Origin of the sequence: Enterobacter cloacae complex sp. GYL001, assembly GCF_049237125.1 — a bacterium.
GTDB lineage: Bacteria > Pseudomonadota > Gammaproteobacteria > Enterobacterales > Enterobacteriaceae > Enterobacter > Enterobacter hormaechei_C.
The window spans coordinates 584676-600653 of the sequence record NZ_JBMKGW010000001.1; the positions used below are offsets into that span (position 1 = coordinate 584676).

Sequence of the window (15978 nt, forward strand, 5' to 3'; positions counted from 1 at the left end):
GCAGTGGTTTTCCATCAACGCAACAAATAGCGACGCATTTTGCGCTTATTCCGTCGATAGGGGAGACGGGGTGAGATTTAAGCTGTGAACTGAAATTTTCTCATCAGCGGAGGAGACATGCTCGATAAACTCGACGCCGCGTTACGTTTTCAGCAGGAAGCGCTCAATTTACGCGCCCAGCGGCAGGAGATTTTAGCCGCCAATATCGCCAACGCGGATACCCCCGGGTATCAGGCGCGCGATATTGATTTTTCCAGTGAACTCAAAAAAGTGATGGAGCGTGGACGTGCCGAAGGAACGGGTGTCTCACTGGCCCTGACATCCTCACGTCATATTCCCGCTCAGGCGATGACCGCGCCAACGACCGACCTGCTTTACCGTATTCCCGATCAGCCCTCACTTGATGGTAACACCGTCGACATGGACCGGGAGCGCACACAGTTTGCCGATAACAGCCTGCAATACCAGACAGGTCTGACGCTACTCGGCGGGCAAATTAAAGGCATGATGACCGTCCTACAGGGGGGCAATTAGTAAATGGCCTTGCTGAATATTTTTGATATCGCCGGTTCGGCATTAACGGCGCAGTCCAAACGACTGAACGTGGCCGCCAGTAACCTGGCCAACGCCGACAGCGTGACCGGCCCTGACGGGCAACCGTATCGCGCTAAACAGGTTGTCTTCCAGGTTGATGCTGCACCGGGTGCGGCAACGGGCGGCGTAAAAGTGGCGGACGTGGTTGAGAGCCAGGCGCCCGACAAGCTGGTTTACGAGCCTGGCAACCCGCTCGCGGATGCCAGCGGCTACGTGAAAATGCCGAACGTGGATGTGGTCGGGGAGATGGTGAACTCCATGTCCGCGTCGCGTAGCTACCAGGCAAACGTCGAAGTGCTTAATACCGTGAAGAGCATGATGCTCAAAACACTCACTCTCGGCCAGTAAAGGAGACACGCATGTCCATCGCCGTAAACGTGAATGACCCGACAAATACCGGCGTCAACAGCACCAGCAGTGCGACCGGTTCCAGCTCTCTCACCGGGAGCAATGCCTCCGATTTACAGAGCAGCTTTCTGACCCTGCTGGTGGCACAACTGAAAAATCAGGACCCGACCAATCCGATGCAGAACAACGAACTGACCACGCAGCTTGCGCAGATCAGTACCGTCAGCGGCATTGAGAAACTGAACACCACGCTCGGCTCGGTCTCCGGTCAAATCGATAACAGCCAGTCCTTGCAGGCCGCCAACCTGATCGGTCACGGGGTGATGATCCCGGGGACCACGATTCTGGCGGGCACCAGCACTACCGATGGCACCTCCACCACCACCACGACGCCGTTTGGCGTTGAGTTGCAGCAGCCGGCCGACAAAGTCACCGCCACAATCAAAGACGCCAGCGGCAACGTGGTGCGCACGATTGAGATTGGCGAGCTTAAAGCGGGCGTTCATACCTTTACCTGGGATGGCAGCCTGACCGACGGCACTAAAGCGCCTAACGGCTCGTATCAGGTTGCGATTAGCGCCAGCAACGGCACCACTCAGCTGGTGGCTCAGCCGCTACAGTTTGCCCTGGTTCAGGGCGTCATCAAGGGTAGCGATGGCAACAAACTGGATTTGGGTACCTCCGGTACCACCACACTCGACGAAGTTCGGCAGATTATCTAAGCCTTAATACTTATCAGGAGTAAGTCATGGCCTTTTCTCAAGCGGTCAGCGGCCTGAATGCTGCGGCCACCAACCTGGACGTCATTGGCAACAACATCGCCAACTCCGCGACCTATGGTTTTAAATCCGGTTCTGCGTCTTTTGCAGATATGTTTGCAGGCTCTAAAGTGGGTCTGGGCGTGAAGGTTGCGGGTATCACCCAGGACTTCACCGACGGGACGACCACCAACACCGGTCGCGGTCTGGACGTCGCCATCAGCCAGAACGGTTTCTTCCGTATGGTGGATGCCAACGGTTCCGTGTTCTACAGCCGCAACGGCCAGTTCAAGCTGGATGAAAACCGTAACCTGGTGAACATGCAGGGACTTCAGTTAACCGGTTATCCGGTTGCCGGCACGCCGCCTACGGTGCAAACCGGTGCGAATCCGCAGGCGATCTCCATCCCAACGACGCTGATGGCGGCGAAGTCCACCACCACGGCCTCTCAGCAGATCAACCTGAACTCCACCGATACCGCGCCAACCGTCGCCTTCGACCCGGCCAACCCTGACTCTTACAATAAGAAAGGCACCGTGACGGTGTTTGACAGCCAGGGTAATGCGCACAACATGAACCTGTTCTATGTCAAGGATGCAACTCCAGCTAACTCCTGGAAAGTGTATGCGCAGGACGGCAGCGTAGCGGGAGATAAAGCTCAGCTGGCAACCACATTGGTCTTTAATGAGAGCGGTGTGTTGACCGGTGGTGCGGAAGCCGACATCAAGACCGGAGAGATCCCTGGTGCAACGGCGGCAACATTCAAAATGAGTTTCGCCAACTCCATGCAGCAAAACACCGGTGCGAACAACATCGTGGCGACGAGCCAGAACGGCTATAAGCCGGGCGATCTGGTGAGCTACCAGATCAACGATGACGGTACCGTTGTCGGTAACTATTCGAACGAACAGACCCAGGTGCTGGGCCAGATCGTGCTGGCAAACTTCGCCAACAACGAAGGCCTGAAATCCGAAGGGGATAACGTCTGGTCTGCCACGCAGTCTTCCGGGGTTGCCCTGCTGGGAACCGCGGGTTCCGGTAACTTCGGCACGCTGACTAACGGTGCGCTGGAAGCCTCCAACGTCGATCTGAGTAAAGAGCTGGTGAACATGATCGTCGCGCAACGTAACTACCAGTCCAACGCGCAGACCATCAAAACCCAGGATCAGATCCTCAACACGCTGGTTAACCTGCGTTAAGCAGCTGACGGGAAAGCGCAATGGATCACGCAATATATACAGCGATGGGCGCAGCAAGCCAGACGCTCAATCAGCAAGCTGTTACCGCCAGCAACCTTGCGAACGCTTCCACGCCAGGTTTTCGTGCGCAGCTCAACGCGCTGCGTGCGGTGCCGGTAGAAGGGCTGTCATTGCCCACGCGTACGCTGGTCACCGCCTCCACGCCGGGCGCCGACATGACGCCAGGTCAGATGGATTACACCGCGCGTCCGCTGGACGTTGCCCTTCAGCAGGACGGCTGGCTGGCGGTGCAAACGGCTGACGGCGGGGAAGGGTATACCCGCAACGGTAATATCCAGGTGAGCGCCACCGGGCAGCTGACGATTCAGGGGCATCCGGTTATGGGCGAAGCCGGTCCGTTGACGGTGCCGGAAGGGTCAGAGCTGACCATTGCGGCAGACGGGACGATCTCGGCGTTAAACCCGGGCGACCCGGCGAACACCGTTGCGCCTGTCGGTCGTCTGAAGCTGGTGAAAGCGGAAGGCAACGAAGTGCAGCGTGGCGATGACGGGATGTTCCGTCTGACCCAGGCGGCGCAGGCCACGCGTGGCGCCACGTTACAGGCCGACCCGACCATCCGCGTGATGTCCGGCGTGCTGGAAGGCAGTAACGTCAAACCGGTGGAAGCCATGACCGACATGATCGCCAGCGCCCGCCGCTTCGAAATGCAGATGAAAATCATCAGCAGCGTCGATGAAAACGCAGGCAAGGCTAACCAACTTCTGGCTATGAGTTAACAGGACTCCCTATGATCAGTTCTTTATGGATCGCGAAAACCGGTCTGGACGCACAGCAAACCAATATGGATGTGATTGCCAACAACCTGGCAAACGTCAGCACCAATGGTTTCAAGCGCCAGCGTGCGGTTTTCGAAGATTTGCTTTATCAAACGATTCGTCAGCCAGGGGCGCAGTCTTCTGAGCAAACCACGCTGCCGTCCGGTCTGCAAATTGGTACCGGCGTGCGCCCGGTCGCCACCGAGCGTCTGCACAGCCAGGGCAACCTGTCCCAGACCAACAACAGTAAAGACGTTGCCATTAAAGGTCAGGGTTTCTTCCAGGTGCAGCTGCCTGACGGGACCTCCGCCTATACCCGCGATGGTTCGTTCCAGGTGGATCAGAACGGCCAGCTGGTGACGGCGGGCGGTTTCCAGGTTCAGCCTGCGATCACCATACCGGCGAACGCGCTGAGTATCACCATTGGTCGTGACGGCATCGTCAGCGTCACTCAGCAAGGTCAGGCCGCGCCGGTCCAGGTTGGACAGCTCAACCTGACCACCTTCATGAACGATACCGGACTGGAAAGCATCGGCGAGAACCTCTACACCGAAACGCAGTCTTCCGGCACGCCAAATGAAAGTACCCCGGGCCTGAACGGGGCGGGGCTGCTGTATCAGGGGTATGTGGAAACCTCGAACGTTAACGTGGCGGAAGAGCTGGTGAATATGATCCAGGTCCAGCGCGCCTATGAAATTAACAGTAAAGCAGTGTCGACGACCGACCAGATGCTGCAAAAACTGACGCAACTCTAAGGTGTAGCCCGGTGCGGTAAACGTCGCACCGGCTCCCTGTTTTCGAAGATGAAGTCAATGCAAAAAAACGCGGCGTTTCGTTATCCGATCCTGACTGTTCTGGCCGTCACCCTCAGCGGGTGTGCCTGGATCCCGTCTAAACCATTGGTACAGGGTGCGACTACCGCCCAACCCGTTCCCGGCCCCGCGCCGGTGGTGAACGGCTCTATTTTCCAGACCGCGCAGCCGATTAACTACGGTTATCAGCCGCTGTTTGAAGACCGTCGTCCGCGTAACGTTGGCGATACGCTGACCATTGTGTTGCAGGAAAACGTCAGTGCGAGTAAGAGCTCGTCGGCGAACGCCAGCCGCGACGGCAAAACCAATTTTGGCTTCGACACCGTGCCGCGCTATCTGCAAGGGCTGTTCGGCAACGCCCGTGCGGATGTGGAAGCCTCCGGCGGCAACACCTTTAACGGTAAAGGTGGTGCGAACGCCAGCAATACCTTCAGCGGAACGCTGACGGTTACGGTTGATCAGGTTCTGGTGAACGGCAACCTGCACGTGGTGGGCGAAAAACAGATCGCCATTAACCAGGGTACGGAATTCATTCGCTTCTCCGGTGTGGTTAACCCTCGCACCATCAGCGGCACCAATACCGTACCGTCCACTCAGGTGGCGGATGCGCGCATTGAGTACGTCGGCAACGGCTACATCAACGAAGCGCAAAATATGGGCTGGCTGCAACGTTTCTTCCTTAACTTATCGCCGATGTAAGCGAGGTGACCTATGTATAAATTTCTCTTCGCCGTGGCGCTGTCGCTGGTCGCTACCGTTGCGCAGGCCGATCGCATACGCGATCTCACCAGCGTGCAGGGCGTGCGCGAAAACTCGCTGATTGGCTACGGCCTGGTGGTGGGGCTGGATGGGACGGGTGACCAGACGACCCAGACGCCGTTCACCACCCAGAGCCTGAACAATATGCTCTCGCAGCTCGGTATTACCGTACCGGCCGGGACCAACATGCAGCTGAAAAACGTGGCGGCCGTGATGGTGACCGCGTCTTATCCGGCCTTTGCGCGTCAGGGGCAGACCATCGACGTGGTTGTCTCGTCGATGGGTAATGCCAAAAGCCTGCGCGGCGGTACGTTGCTGATGACGCCGCTGAAAGGCGTCGACAGCCAGGTGTATGCTCTGGCGCAGGGCAACATTCTGGTTGGCGGAGCAGGCGCGTCGGCGGGTGGCAGCAGCGTGCAGGTGAACCAGCTGAACGGGGGACGTATTACCAACGGCGCGATCATCGAACGTGAGCTGCCGACCCAGTTCGGCACCGGCAACACCATTAACCTGCAACTGAATAACGAAGACTTTACGATGGCGCAGCAGATCGCTGACACCATCAACCGCAGCCGGGGCTACGGCAGCGCCACCGCGCTGGATGCCCGTACCGTGCAGATCCGCACGTCAACCGGCAGCAGCAACCAGGTGCGGTTGCTGGCCGATATCCAGAATATGGAAGTGAACGTGCCGGTGCAGGATGCGAAAGTCATTATCAACTCCCGTACCGGCTCGGTGGTGATGAACCGCGAAGTGACGCTGGACAGCTGCGCCGTGGCGCAGGGCAATCTCTCCGTCACGGTTAACCGCTCGGCCAACGTCAGCCAGCCGGATACCCCGTTTGGTGGCGGTCAGACGGTAGTGACCCCGCAAACGCAGATTGATTTACGACAGAGCGGCGGTTCGTTGCAGAGTGTGCGCTCCAGCGCCAACCTGAACAGCGTGGTGCGTGCTCTGAATGCGCTGGGTGCAACGCCAATGGATCTGATGTCCATTCTGCAATCCATGCAAAGTGCAGGATGCCTGCGCGCCAGACTGGAAATCATCTAAATGCTGACCGATAGCAAACTGTTGACCAGTGCCGCCTGGGATGCCCAGTCGCTCAACGAGCTGAAAACCAAAGCGGGCAAGGATCCGGCGGCGAATATCCGCCCGGTGGCCCGTCAGGTGGAAGGCATGTTCGTACAAATGATGTTGAAAAGCATGCGTGAAACCCTGCCGAAAGATGGCATGTTCAGCAGCGATTCCACGCGGCTTTACACCAGCATGTACGATCAGCAGATTGCCCAGCAAATGACCGCCGGAAAGGGGCTCGGCCTGGCGGACATGATTGTGAAGCAGACCGCAGCCGCTCAGGGGCTCCCGCCTGAAGAGGCCCCGCCGCAGGTGCCGCTGAAGTTTGATCTGGAAAAGGTGACCAGTTATCAAAATCAGGCGCTGACGCAGATGGTGCGTAAGGCGATGCCGAAGCCGGCAGAAACGCGTGACGAGCCGCTCTCCGGCGACAGCAAAGACTTCCTGGCGCAGCTCTCCCTGCCGGCGCGTCTTGCCAGTGAAGAGAGCGGCGTGCCGCACCATCTGATTCTGGCGCAGGCGGCGCTGGAGTCGGGCTGGGGGCAACGTCAGATCCGCAGGGAGAACGGTGAGCCGAGCTTCAACATCTTTGGCGTGAAGGCCACCTCCAGCTGGAAAGGGCCGACCACCGAGATCACCACCACCGAATATGAGAACGGTGCGGCAGTGAAGGTGAAAGCCAAATTCCGCGTCTACAGCTCGTATCTGGAAGCGTTGTCGGATTATGTCGGGCTGCTGAGCCGGAATCCGCGCTACACCGCCGTGACCCAGGCCGCCACGCCAGAGCAGGGCGCTCAGGCATTGCAGAATGCTGGCTACGCGACCGATCCAAACTATGCGCGCAAGCTGACCAGCATGATCCAGCAGCTGAAATCCATGTCTGAGAAGGTCAGCAAAGCGTATAGCACAGATCTCGAAAATCTGTTCTGAAAGTTCTCAAGTCCCGGTGGAGGTTGCCGATAACCTTCATCAGGACTCGTGTCTGAACGTATAAAAGGAACCCCCATGTCCAGTTTGATTAACAGCGCCATGAGTGGCCTCAGTGCTGCGCAGTCGGCACTCAATACCGTCAGTAATAATATTTCAAGCTACAACGTGGCAGGTTATACCCGCCAGACCACCATTCTGGGGGCATCAAACAGCACCCTGACCGGCGGTGGCTGGGTGGGTAACGGGGTCTATGTCTCCGGTGTTCAGCGTGAATATGATGCGTTTATCACTAACCAGCTGCGCGCGGCGCAGAACCAGAGCAGTGGGCTGACCACGCGCTACCAGCAGATGTCAAAAATTGACGATGTGCTTTCTGATACCACGAACTCGCTTTCTGCCAACCTCCAGGATTTCTTTAAAAGCCTGCAAACGCTGGTGAGTAACGCAGAAGATCCGGCTGCTCGCCAGACGGTACTCGGGAAGGCGGATGGTCTGGTAAACCAGTTTAAAACCAACGATCAATATCTCCGCGATCAGGATGCGCAGGTCAATACGGCGATTTCTACCAGCGTCGATCAGATCAATAACTACGCGAAACAGATTGCCAATCTTAACGATCAGATCTCCCGGCTGACTGGCGTCGGTGCGGGCGCATCCCCGAATGAACTGCTCGATCAGCGCGATCAGCTGGTGAGTGAACTGAACAAGATTGTCGGTGTGGACGTCACCGTACAGGACAGCGGCACCTACAACATCTCTATCGCCAATGGTTACACACTGGTACAGGGCAGCAACGCCAGCCAGCTGGCGGCGGTGAAATCCAGTGCGGACCCAGCGCGTACAACAATTGCGTATGTGGATACCGCAGCGGGCAACGTGGAGATCTCAGAAAAACAGATCACCACGGGGTCGCTTGGTGGGCTGTTAACGTTCCGTTCTCAGGATCTGGATCAGGCGCGAAACACCCTTAACCAGATGGCGCTGGCGTTTGCGGATGCCATGAATACCCAGCACCAGGCTGGCTTTGATGCCAACGGGGACAAAGGCGGCAAGCTGTTTGATTTTGGCTCGCCGGCAGTGCTGAGTAACGGTAAAAACACCGGAAGCGCGTCCGTTACGGCCACGATGACGGACAGTACAAAGGTCCAGGCGACAAACTATAAAGTTGAGTACAACGGTACTGACTGGACAATCACGCGTCTGTCGGACAACACCAGCTTCACGGCCAAGCCTGACGCCAGCGGTAATCTGTCGTTTGATGGTCTCAACGTTAAGATTAGCGGCTCAGCCGATAATAAAGACAGTTTCATCGTCAAACCGGTGAATGACGTCATTGTGAATATGGACGTAGCGATCAGCGACGAATCCAAACTGGCGATGGCCTCCGCGAAAGGAAGCGGTGAAAGCGACAATACCAATGGCCAGAAGCTGCTGGATTTACAGAGCGCCAAATTGGTGGGAGGGAACAAAACCTTTAACGATGCTTATGCCGCGCTGGTCAGTACGGTGGGCAGCACCACGGCGTCGCTGAAAACCAGCAGCGAAACCAAAGTTAACGTGGTGACGCAGCTGACCAAACAACAGCAGTCAATCTCCGGGGTTAACCTGGATGAAGAGTATGGCAACCTGCAACGCTATCAGCAGTACTATCTGGCGAATGCGCAGGTGCTGCAAACGGCGAGCACGCTGTTTGATGCATTGATCAATATCCGCTAAGGCTGAGGCATAAAAAATGCGTATTAGTACTCAAATGATGTATGAGCAAAGCATGCGCGGCGTGACGAACTCCCAAAGTCTCTGGCTCAGCTACGGCGAGCAGATGTCTACGGGGAAGCGTATCAACCGTCCGTCTGACGATCCGATTGCCGCCTCGCAGGCCGTTGTGCTCTCTCAGGCTCAAACGCAAAACAGCCAGTATGCGCTGGCACGCTCCTTCGCTACGACGAAAGTCTCCCTGGAAGAGAACGTGTTATCGCAAGTGACAACCGCCATCCAGGCTGCTCAGGAAAAGATTGTCAATGCGGGCAACGGTACGTTAAGTGACGATGACCGCGCTTCGCTGGCCACGAACCTGCAAGGTATTCGCGATCAGCTCATGAACCTGGCTAACAGCACGGACGGTAACGGTCGCTATATTTTTTCCGGTTACAAGACCGAAGCGGCGGCTTTCGACCAGGCGACGGGTGATTATAAGGGCGGCGGAACGCCAATCAGCCAGCAGGTTGACTCCGCGCGCACGATGCAAATTAGCCATACGGGCACTGAAGTTTTCGATAGCTTCACCAGCAATGCCAAGCCAGAGCCAGATGGTAGTGCGCCGGAAACGAATTTGTTTAAGATCCTCGACTCCGCAATTGAAGCGTTGAATACGCCGATTGGGGAGGACGAAACGAAAGCCGAGGCGTTTACGGCGGCTATTGATAAAGCCAACCGTGGCCTGAGCAACTCCCTCAACAACGTGCTGACCGTGCGCGCCGACCTCGGCATCAAGCTGGATGAGCTGGGCAAGCTGGACGCTCTGGGTGAAGACCGCGCGCTGGGTCAGACGCAGCAGATGAGTAACCTGGTTGACGTGGACTGGAACTCGGTGATTTCGTCCTACACCATGCAGCAGGCGGCGTTGCAGGCCTCGTATAAAGCCTTTAGCGATATGCAGGGTATGTCTTTGTTCCAGATGAACAAATAAGACTCTGACCTGTTTGACATGTCTTGAAACTGGGCATGTTTTGACTGCCCAACCCGTCCGGGTTGGGCATTTTTTTTACACACTTTCTGCCTGTGCGGACAGCACCCGGGCGCTTTCAATCACTCTGATAGCCAGCGCAATGGCACCACACAGGGTTGCCAGAGCCAGCACGCCAGACCAGCCTGCCAGCGTATAGATATTGCTGCCTAATGCCGAACCCAGCGCCATTCCGATGAAAATGACGGTAAACAGCAGGGCGTTCAGGCGTCCGCGGGCCTGCGGCTCAAGGCTGTAGACCAGGTTCTGGTGGGCCACGAGGCTGGACTGCAAGCCGAGATCGAAACCGACCGCGGAGAGGGCAATCAGGATCAACTGACCGTGTACACCCAGTGCCGGCATCATGAACATCAGGGCAAACGAGAGGGTCACCAGCGCGGCACCCAGCTGGGTCACTTTACCGGCGCCCAGCTTATCTGCCAGACCCCCTGCCAGCGGTGCAGCCAGCGCACCAGCGGCTCCGGCAATACCAAATCCACCCGCTACGGCGCTGCCAAGGTGATACCGTTCCAGCAGCATGACCGCCAGCGTTGACCAGAATGCGCTAAAGGCAATCGACAGAAAACCCTGAGCCAGCGCCGCGCGACGCAGTGCCGGGTAACGACGCCACAGGTGCTCCATGGAACGCATCAGCGCGGGATAGCTCAGCGTGGAGTGAATAGCAAAACGTGGGAGTACGGCCCACATCACCACGCCGACAAAGGCAATGCTTGCAGCAGCCAGCTGATACATCACCCGCCAGCCAAAGGCTTCACCGACCACGCCGCTGACGGTTCTGGAGAGCAAAATCCCCAGCAGCAGGCCGGTCATCACCGTGCCGACCGTTTTTCCCTGTTTACCTTCCGGCGCGAGGATCGCTGCGGCCGGGACAATATCCTGCGCCATGGTGGCGGCCATGCCAATCAGCAGGCTGGTGAGCAGCAGGGAGTGCAGTTGTCCGGTCAGGCTACAACCCAGCAGGAACAGCGCCAGGGCCGCACTTTTTATCAGGATCAGCGTTCTGCGGTCATGACGATCGCCGAGCGGGAGCAGAAACAGGATGCCCAGGGCATAACCCGCCTGGGTGAGCGTCGGGACCATGCCCATGCCTTCGATGCTCAGATGCAGGTCTGAGCCCATCAGCGGCAGCAGAGGCTGGGCATAATAGATGGATGCCACGCTAAAGCCCGCACCGAGCGCCAGCATTAAGATTACCCAGCGGCTTACGGCCCGGGTGGTGGTTGTGTTCATAAGATGTTCCTCATTCGTCGTGTGCGGCTATTTTTTATCAGTACGCCTTGCGACGGTAGCGGGCGCGGTGGTAAAACGCTTATACGTGTGGCGTATGGGTAAAAATGGTATGAAAAGGTCTGAGCGTATAGATCGGGTAGAACTGATGCGAACGTTTGTTCGCATTGTGGAGGCGGGGTCTCTTTCTGCGGCGGCACGTCAGCTGGCAACAACCCAGGCCACGGTGAGCCGACGGTTGCAGTCGCTTGAGACCATGCTGGGAGTACGCCTGATGCTGCGCACAACCCATACGACCCGGCTGACCGATGACGGCGAACGCTGCTATCAGCATGCCCGACGGGTGATTGACAGCTGGCTGGCGCTGGAAGACGAGGTAGGGCAGACGGAAGATGAACCGGTTGGGGTGCTGAGGGTGCGCGCCCCGCACGCGTTTGGCCAGGATCAGCTTCTGAAACCGTTAACCGAATTTTTGCAGCGCTATCCCCAGCTTTCTGTAGAGTGGATGCTCAACGATCGCTCGGTTGATTTCCTCGGCGACAACCTTGACTGTGCTATTCGGGTGGGTGTGGAAGTCGATCCGGCAACCGTGTCCGTGCTGCTGGCTGAAGTGCCGCGCTCGGTGGTGGCTTCACCGGAATTACTGGCCCGTTATCCCGCGGTTAAAACGCCGGAAGATTTGCAGCAGCTTCCCTGGATTGCCATCAGCTCTTTTTATCAACGCCATGTGGAGCTTTTCCACGATGCATCATCTGCCCCGGCGCGGGTTACCATTACGCCACGCCTGAGTACCGACAGCCTGTATGTGGCGCGCAATACGGCACTCACCGGGCTGGGCGTGGCGGTGGTATCCAGCTGGACAGTACAGGATGATATTCAGGAAGGAAGACTGGTGCATCTACTGCCAGAGTGGCAGCCGGCAGCGTTACCGGTACATCTGGTTTACCCCTGGTCTCGTTATTATCCGGCGCGCTTGCGGCGTTTTCTGGAGCTGATGCGGCAGATAATGCCGGAGGTCACCGGAATGAGAAAGCCCCTGCAACAGCCATAAAAAAGCCGACCCGAAGGTCGGCTTTCAGTCTTAGCGTGCGTTATTCAACAGGCTGAGGACGAGTAGCTGGCGCAGTAGCCATGTGCGTTGCACTGTGACCACCGGCAGCACCTTTGCCTTCGAAGTTGAATGCCGGACGAACCCAGTCGCTATGGCGTGGCGCTTCAGGTACATACTCAGGTGCCGGGGCGCGAGTCATCGGCGCGGTAGCAACGTGAGCAGGCGCTGGAGCGGCAACGACCTCAACCGGCTCGGATTTCACTTCAGCCTCTTTGACCTCTTCGACAACAGGCTCAACCTGAATCTCGACGTCCTGAACAACCTCTTCCGTCACCGTTTCGACGGTAACGTCTGCGGGTTCTTCTGCTGCGGAGACCGGCTCAGCTTCCTCCGCGACTTCTTCAGCCACCACGGTATCTTCTTCGGCAATGATCTGCGGAGCGGCATCAACCGGCGCGGCAATGACTTCAGGATGGGTCGTTTCCACTTCCACAGCCTGCGGTGCCACCGTGTCAACAACTTGCGGTTCAACCACGGTTGCCGCTTCAGTCACGACGTCTTCCACCGCTGCTACCGGTGCAATCACCTCTTCGGTCACAGCCTGTTCTTCAACAGCCTGCTCCGGGCGAGCAACCGGATAACGGATCCAGACTTTACCGGATGCCATCTCAGGTGACGCGCACGCCACGGTCAGCGGCATTGGCGACTGAGTCGGGTAACGCTCGTCACGGTAGCGACGACGACGCTGGCCGCTCACGCGCAGGTGACGCGGAGAACGACGGGAGCGACGCGGCATACCTGCGTTGTCACGGTTTTCGCTGCTTTCGTCCTGCTCAACCTGATTTTCCACTACGGCTGGCAGGTCAACTTTCGCGACCTGGGTACCCGTTGTGCTTTCTGCTGCTTCAACCGCGATAACGTCGTTTTCTTCCGTCTGAACAGCACCCACACGTACTTTCTGGGTCAGCTGACGCTGCTTACGACGCGGCATAACCTGAGTACGCTCTTCCTGCTCCGTGTCCTGCTGTTCAACAGGCGCTTCGCGGTTCAGGTTTTTGACTTCCTGCTGGGCCTGGCGTTTCTCGTCGTTACGACGACGGTTACGCTCGCGGCGAGGTTGCTGCTCGTCACGCTGTTTGCTCTTCTCGGACTCATCGCCCGCCTGCTGGCGAATTTCACGATCTTCAACGTTCTGCTGTTGCTTCTCGCGACGGTTGCGACGGTTGTCCTCGCGTTGTTCACGACCTTCGTTGTTCTCGGAACGATTATCACGGCGCTCGTTACGATCGCTACGGTCGTTGCGGTCATTACGATCGCGACGATTGTTCTGACGCTTACGACGGTCCTGCTGACGCTCTGGTTTCGCTTCTTTTGGCGCTTCTTTCGGCTGCTCAGGCTGAACTTCTTCGCCAGCAAACATTTTTTTCAGCGCGCCGAAGATGCGGCTCAGGAGACCCGGCTGCTCAGGCTGCGCTTTTGGCGCGGCAGGGGCCGCCTTTTGCACGGCAGGTTTTGCCGCTGGTTTTTCCAGCGTCGCTTCCGGCGGGGCTTCCGGCATGATGAAGGTTGCTAATGCAGGCTGCTCAGGCAGTTTACGCTCGGCAGGCTCTTCATCCGATGGCAGCGCCATTTCTTCTTCATGCAGCTTCGGTAGCAGGTAGCTGAGGGTGCTTGTCTCTTCGCCTTTACGCACGCGCAGCACGTGATAGTGCGGGGTTTGCATCTCGTCGTTTGGCACGATGATGCAGCGAACGCCGCCCTGACGCGCTTCGATTGCGCTTACCGCTGCACGTTTTTCGTTCAGCAGGTAGGAGGCAATCGGCACCGGAACGATGGCGTGAACCTCTTTGGTGTTCTCTTTCAGCGCTTCTTCTTCAATCAGACGCAGAATAGAGAGGGAGAGCGATTCATTGTCACGCACGGTACCCGTACCGGAACAGCGCGGGCAGACGTGATGGCTGGACTCGCCGAGTGACGGGCTCAGACGCTGACGGGACATTTCCAGCAGGCCGAAGCGCGAGATATGGCTAATCTGGATACGTGCGCGATCCTGGCGCACCGCTTCACGCAGACGGTTTTCAACCGCACGCTGATGGCGAACCGGGGTCATGTCGATGAAGTCGATAACAATCAGACCACCCAGGTCGCGCAGGCGGAGCTGGCGGGCGATTTCATCAGCGGCTTCAAGGTTGGTGTTGAAGGCGGTCTCTTCGATGTCGCCGCCACGGGTTGCACGCGCGGAGTTGATGTCGATAGCGGTCAGCGCTTCGGTGGTATCAATTACGATAGAACCGCCGGACGGCAGACGCACTTCACGCTGGAAGGCAGACTCGATCTGGGATTCAATCTGATAGTGGCTGAACAGCGGGATTTCACCGGTGTACAGTTTAATTTTGCTGGTGAAATCCGGGCGACCCAGCGCGGCGATGTGCTGGCGAGCCAGCTCAAGCACTTTCGGGTTATCAATCAGAATTTCACCGATGTCCTGACGTAGATAATCACGGAAGGCACGCACAATAACGTTGCTTTCCTGGTGGATCAGGAACGGAGCAGGACGGCTCTCAGCCGCTTTCTTGATGGCTTCCCAGTGCTTCAGACGGAAGCTCAGGTCCCACTGCAACGCTTCGGCAGATTTGCCGACGCCTGCGGTGCGCACGATAAGGCCCATGCCGTCTGGCAGCTCGAGACTTGCCAGCGCTTCTTTCAGCTCGGTACGGTCATCGCCTTCGATACGGCGAGAGATGCCACCCGCACGCGGGTTGTTTGGCATCAATACCAGATAGCTTCCTGCCAGGCTGATAAAGGTGGTCAGTGCGGCACCTTTGTTGCCACGCTCTTCTTTATCGATCTGGACGATAACTTCCTGACCTTCACGCAGAACATCTTTAATGTTCGGACGGCCATGGGAGTTGTAGTTTGCAGGAAAATATTCGCGGGCGATTTCTTTGAGAGGAAGGAAACCGTGACGCTCAGCACCGTAATCGACAAATGCAGCTTCAAGGCTTGGTTCAATGCGGGTGATTTTGCCTTTGTAAATGTTCGCTTTTTTCTGTTCGTGTCCAGGACTTTCGATATCCAGATCGTACAGGCGCTGCCCATCCACAAGGGCGACACGCAACTCTTCTTGCTGAGTTGCGTTGATTAACATTCTTTTCATCGTAACTTACTCGTTATTCTTACATTGACGACAAAGCTGCGGGCAAGGTGACGCTTTCCGGGGTATGAACCGATGGCCTCGTGTCTATTCACGTCGCCAACCTCACGGTTGTCGCTCGCTTAAGAGGCGCAGAGTGTCGGTTGCCTGTGTTTCATACGGAAACACAGCGCAATTATCAGGGGATTTGCCTGGGAAAACTCTCCAGAGAACAATCCTTATACCGGGAAGTACTGCAACCCGCAGCCCGCTAACTGCCTGAAAGATCAATACGTCTTACGCCATTGCTGCGTGGATGATCGGTCAGACAAAATTGGTCATTCCGTCGACATCCTTACAAAACCCGGATTTAACGCGGAAAACGGATTCATTATTCCACTGCTCGCCGGGTTATAGCAAGATGACTTTTACCAATTATCACCCGGTTACTCACAGTTTCTTCACTTCAAGGGGGTGATTGGTTTAATAACCACCAAATCGATTGCGCGAAAGGGGAGTGGTCCGGATAAAAGTA

At 57.1% G+C, this 15978-nt stretch carries 14 protein-coding genes; 12 read left to right on the forward strand and 2 right to left on the reverse strand.

Features of this window, described 5'->3' with window-relative positions; translation table 11 throughout:
- Positions 1-117: 117 nt before the first annotated feature.
- From flgB to flgL, 11 genes are all read left to right on the forward strand, one after another.
- On the forward strand, positions 118-534 hold the full coding sequence (flgB, locus tag ACOTWU_RS02765; protein WP_003857999.1) for a flagellar basal body rod protein FlgB: 417 nt from the start codon (positions 118-120) through the stop codon (positions 532-534).
- A 3-nt stretch (positions 535-537) separates the two neighbouring features.
- Positions 538-942, forward strand: coding sequence for a flagellar basal body rod protein FlgC (flgC, locus tag ACOTWU_RS02770; protein WP_003857997.1), 405 nt, complete (start codon positions 538-540; stop codon positions 940-942).
- Positions 943-953: 11 nt separating this feature from the next.
- Positions 954-1664 (forward strand): flagellar hook assembly protein FlgD, encoded by a 711-nt coding sequence (flgD, locus tag ACOTWU_RS02775; protein WP_003857994.1) that lies wholly within the window; start codon positions 954-956, stop codon positions 1662-1664.
- Positions 1665-1690: 26 nt separating this feature from the next.
- Positions 1691-2899: a flagellar hook protein FlgE gene (gene flgE, locus ACOTWU_RS02780; protein ID WP_039271120.1), complete on the forward strand. Its 1209-nt coding sequence runs from the start codon at positions 1691-1693 to the stop codon at positions 2897-2899.
- A gap of 20 nt (positions 2900-2919) precedes the next feature.
- Complete coding sequence (locus ACOTWU_RS02785) at positions 2920-3675, forward strand: flagellar basal body rod protein FlgF (protein ID WP_003857990.1); 756 nt, start codon at positions 2920-2922, stop codon at positions 3673-3675.
- Positions 3676-3686: 11 nt separating this feature from the next.
- Complete coding sequence (gene flgG, locus ACOTWU_RS02790; RefSeq protein ID WP_000625853.1) at positions 3687-4469, forward strand: flagellar basal-body rod protein FlgG; 783 nt, start codon at positions 3687-3689, stop codon at positions 4467-4469.
- A gap of 57 nt (positions 4470-4526) precedes the next feature.
- On the forward strand, positions 4527-5225 hold the full coding sequence (gene flgH, locus ACOTWU_RS02795) for a flagellar basal body L-ring protein FlgH (RefSeq protein WP_003857987.1): 699 nt from the start codon (positions 4527-4529) through the stop codon (positions 5223-5225).
- A 12-nt stretch (positions 5226-5237) separates the two neighbouring features.
- On the forward strand, positions 5238-6335 hold the full coding sequence (locus ACOTWU_RS02800; RefSeq protein WP_017384733.1) for a flagellar basal body P-ring protein FlgI: 1098 nt from the start codon (positions 5238-5240) through the stop codon (positions 6333-6335).
- Positions 6336-7289 carry a flagellar assembly peptidoglycan hydrolase FlgJ gene (flgJ, locus tag ACOTWU_RS02805; RefSeq protein WP_017384732.1) on the forward strand — a complete coding sequence of 318 codons (954 nt, stop codon included), beginning with the start codon at positions 6336-6338 and terminating at the stop codon, positions 7287-7289. It abuts the gene before it with no gap.
- 75 nt (positions 7290-7364) lie between these two features.
- Positions 7365-9005, forward strand: a complete 1641-nt coding sequence (gene flgK / locus ACOTWU_RS02810; RefSeq protein ID WP_045338830.1) for a flagellar hook-associated protein FlgK — start codon at positions 7365-7367, stop codon at positions 9003-9005.
- A gap of 16 nt (positions 9006-9021) precedes the next feature.
- On the forward strand, positions 9022-9975 hold the full coding sequence (flgL, locus tag ACOTWU_RS02815; RefSeq protein ID WP_017384730.1) for a flagellar hook-associated protein FlgL: 954 nt from the start codon (positions 9022-9024) through the stop codon (positions 9973-9975).
- 75 nt (positions 9976-10050) lie between these two features.
- On the opposite strand, the gene ACOTWU_RS02820 is transcribed toward flgL, so the two are convergent.
- On the reverse strand, positions 10051-11262 hold the full coding sequence (locus ACOTWU_RS02820; RefSeq protein ID WP_032653206.1) for an MFS transporter: 1212 nt from the start codon (positions 11260-11262) through the stop codon (positions 10051-10053).
- A gap of 94 nt (positions 11263-11356) precedes the next feature.
- On the opposite strand from ACOTWU_RS02820, the gene ACOTWU_RS02825 reads away from it, so the two are divergent.
- Entirely contained in the window at positions 11357-12310 is a 954-nt protein-coding gene (locus tag ACOTWU_RS02825) for a LysR family transcriptional regulator (RefSeq protein WP_032671510.1), read from the forward strand.
- Between the two features lie 40 nt (positions 12311-12350).
- Here ACOTWU_RS02825 and rne read toward each other — a convergent pair whose 3' ends face one another.
- On the reverse strand, positions 12351-15467 hold the full coding sequence (gene rne, locus ACOTWU_RS02830; protein WP_023303426.1) for a ribonuclease E: 3117 nt from the start codon (positions 15465-15467) through the stop codon (positions 12351-12353).
- Positions 15468-15978: the final 511 nt, after the last annotated feature.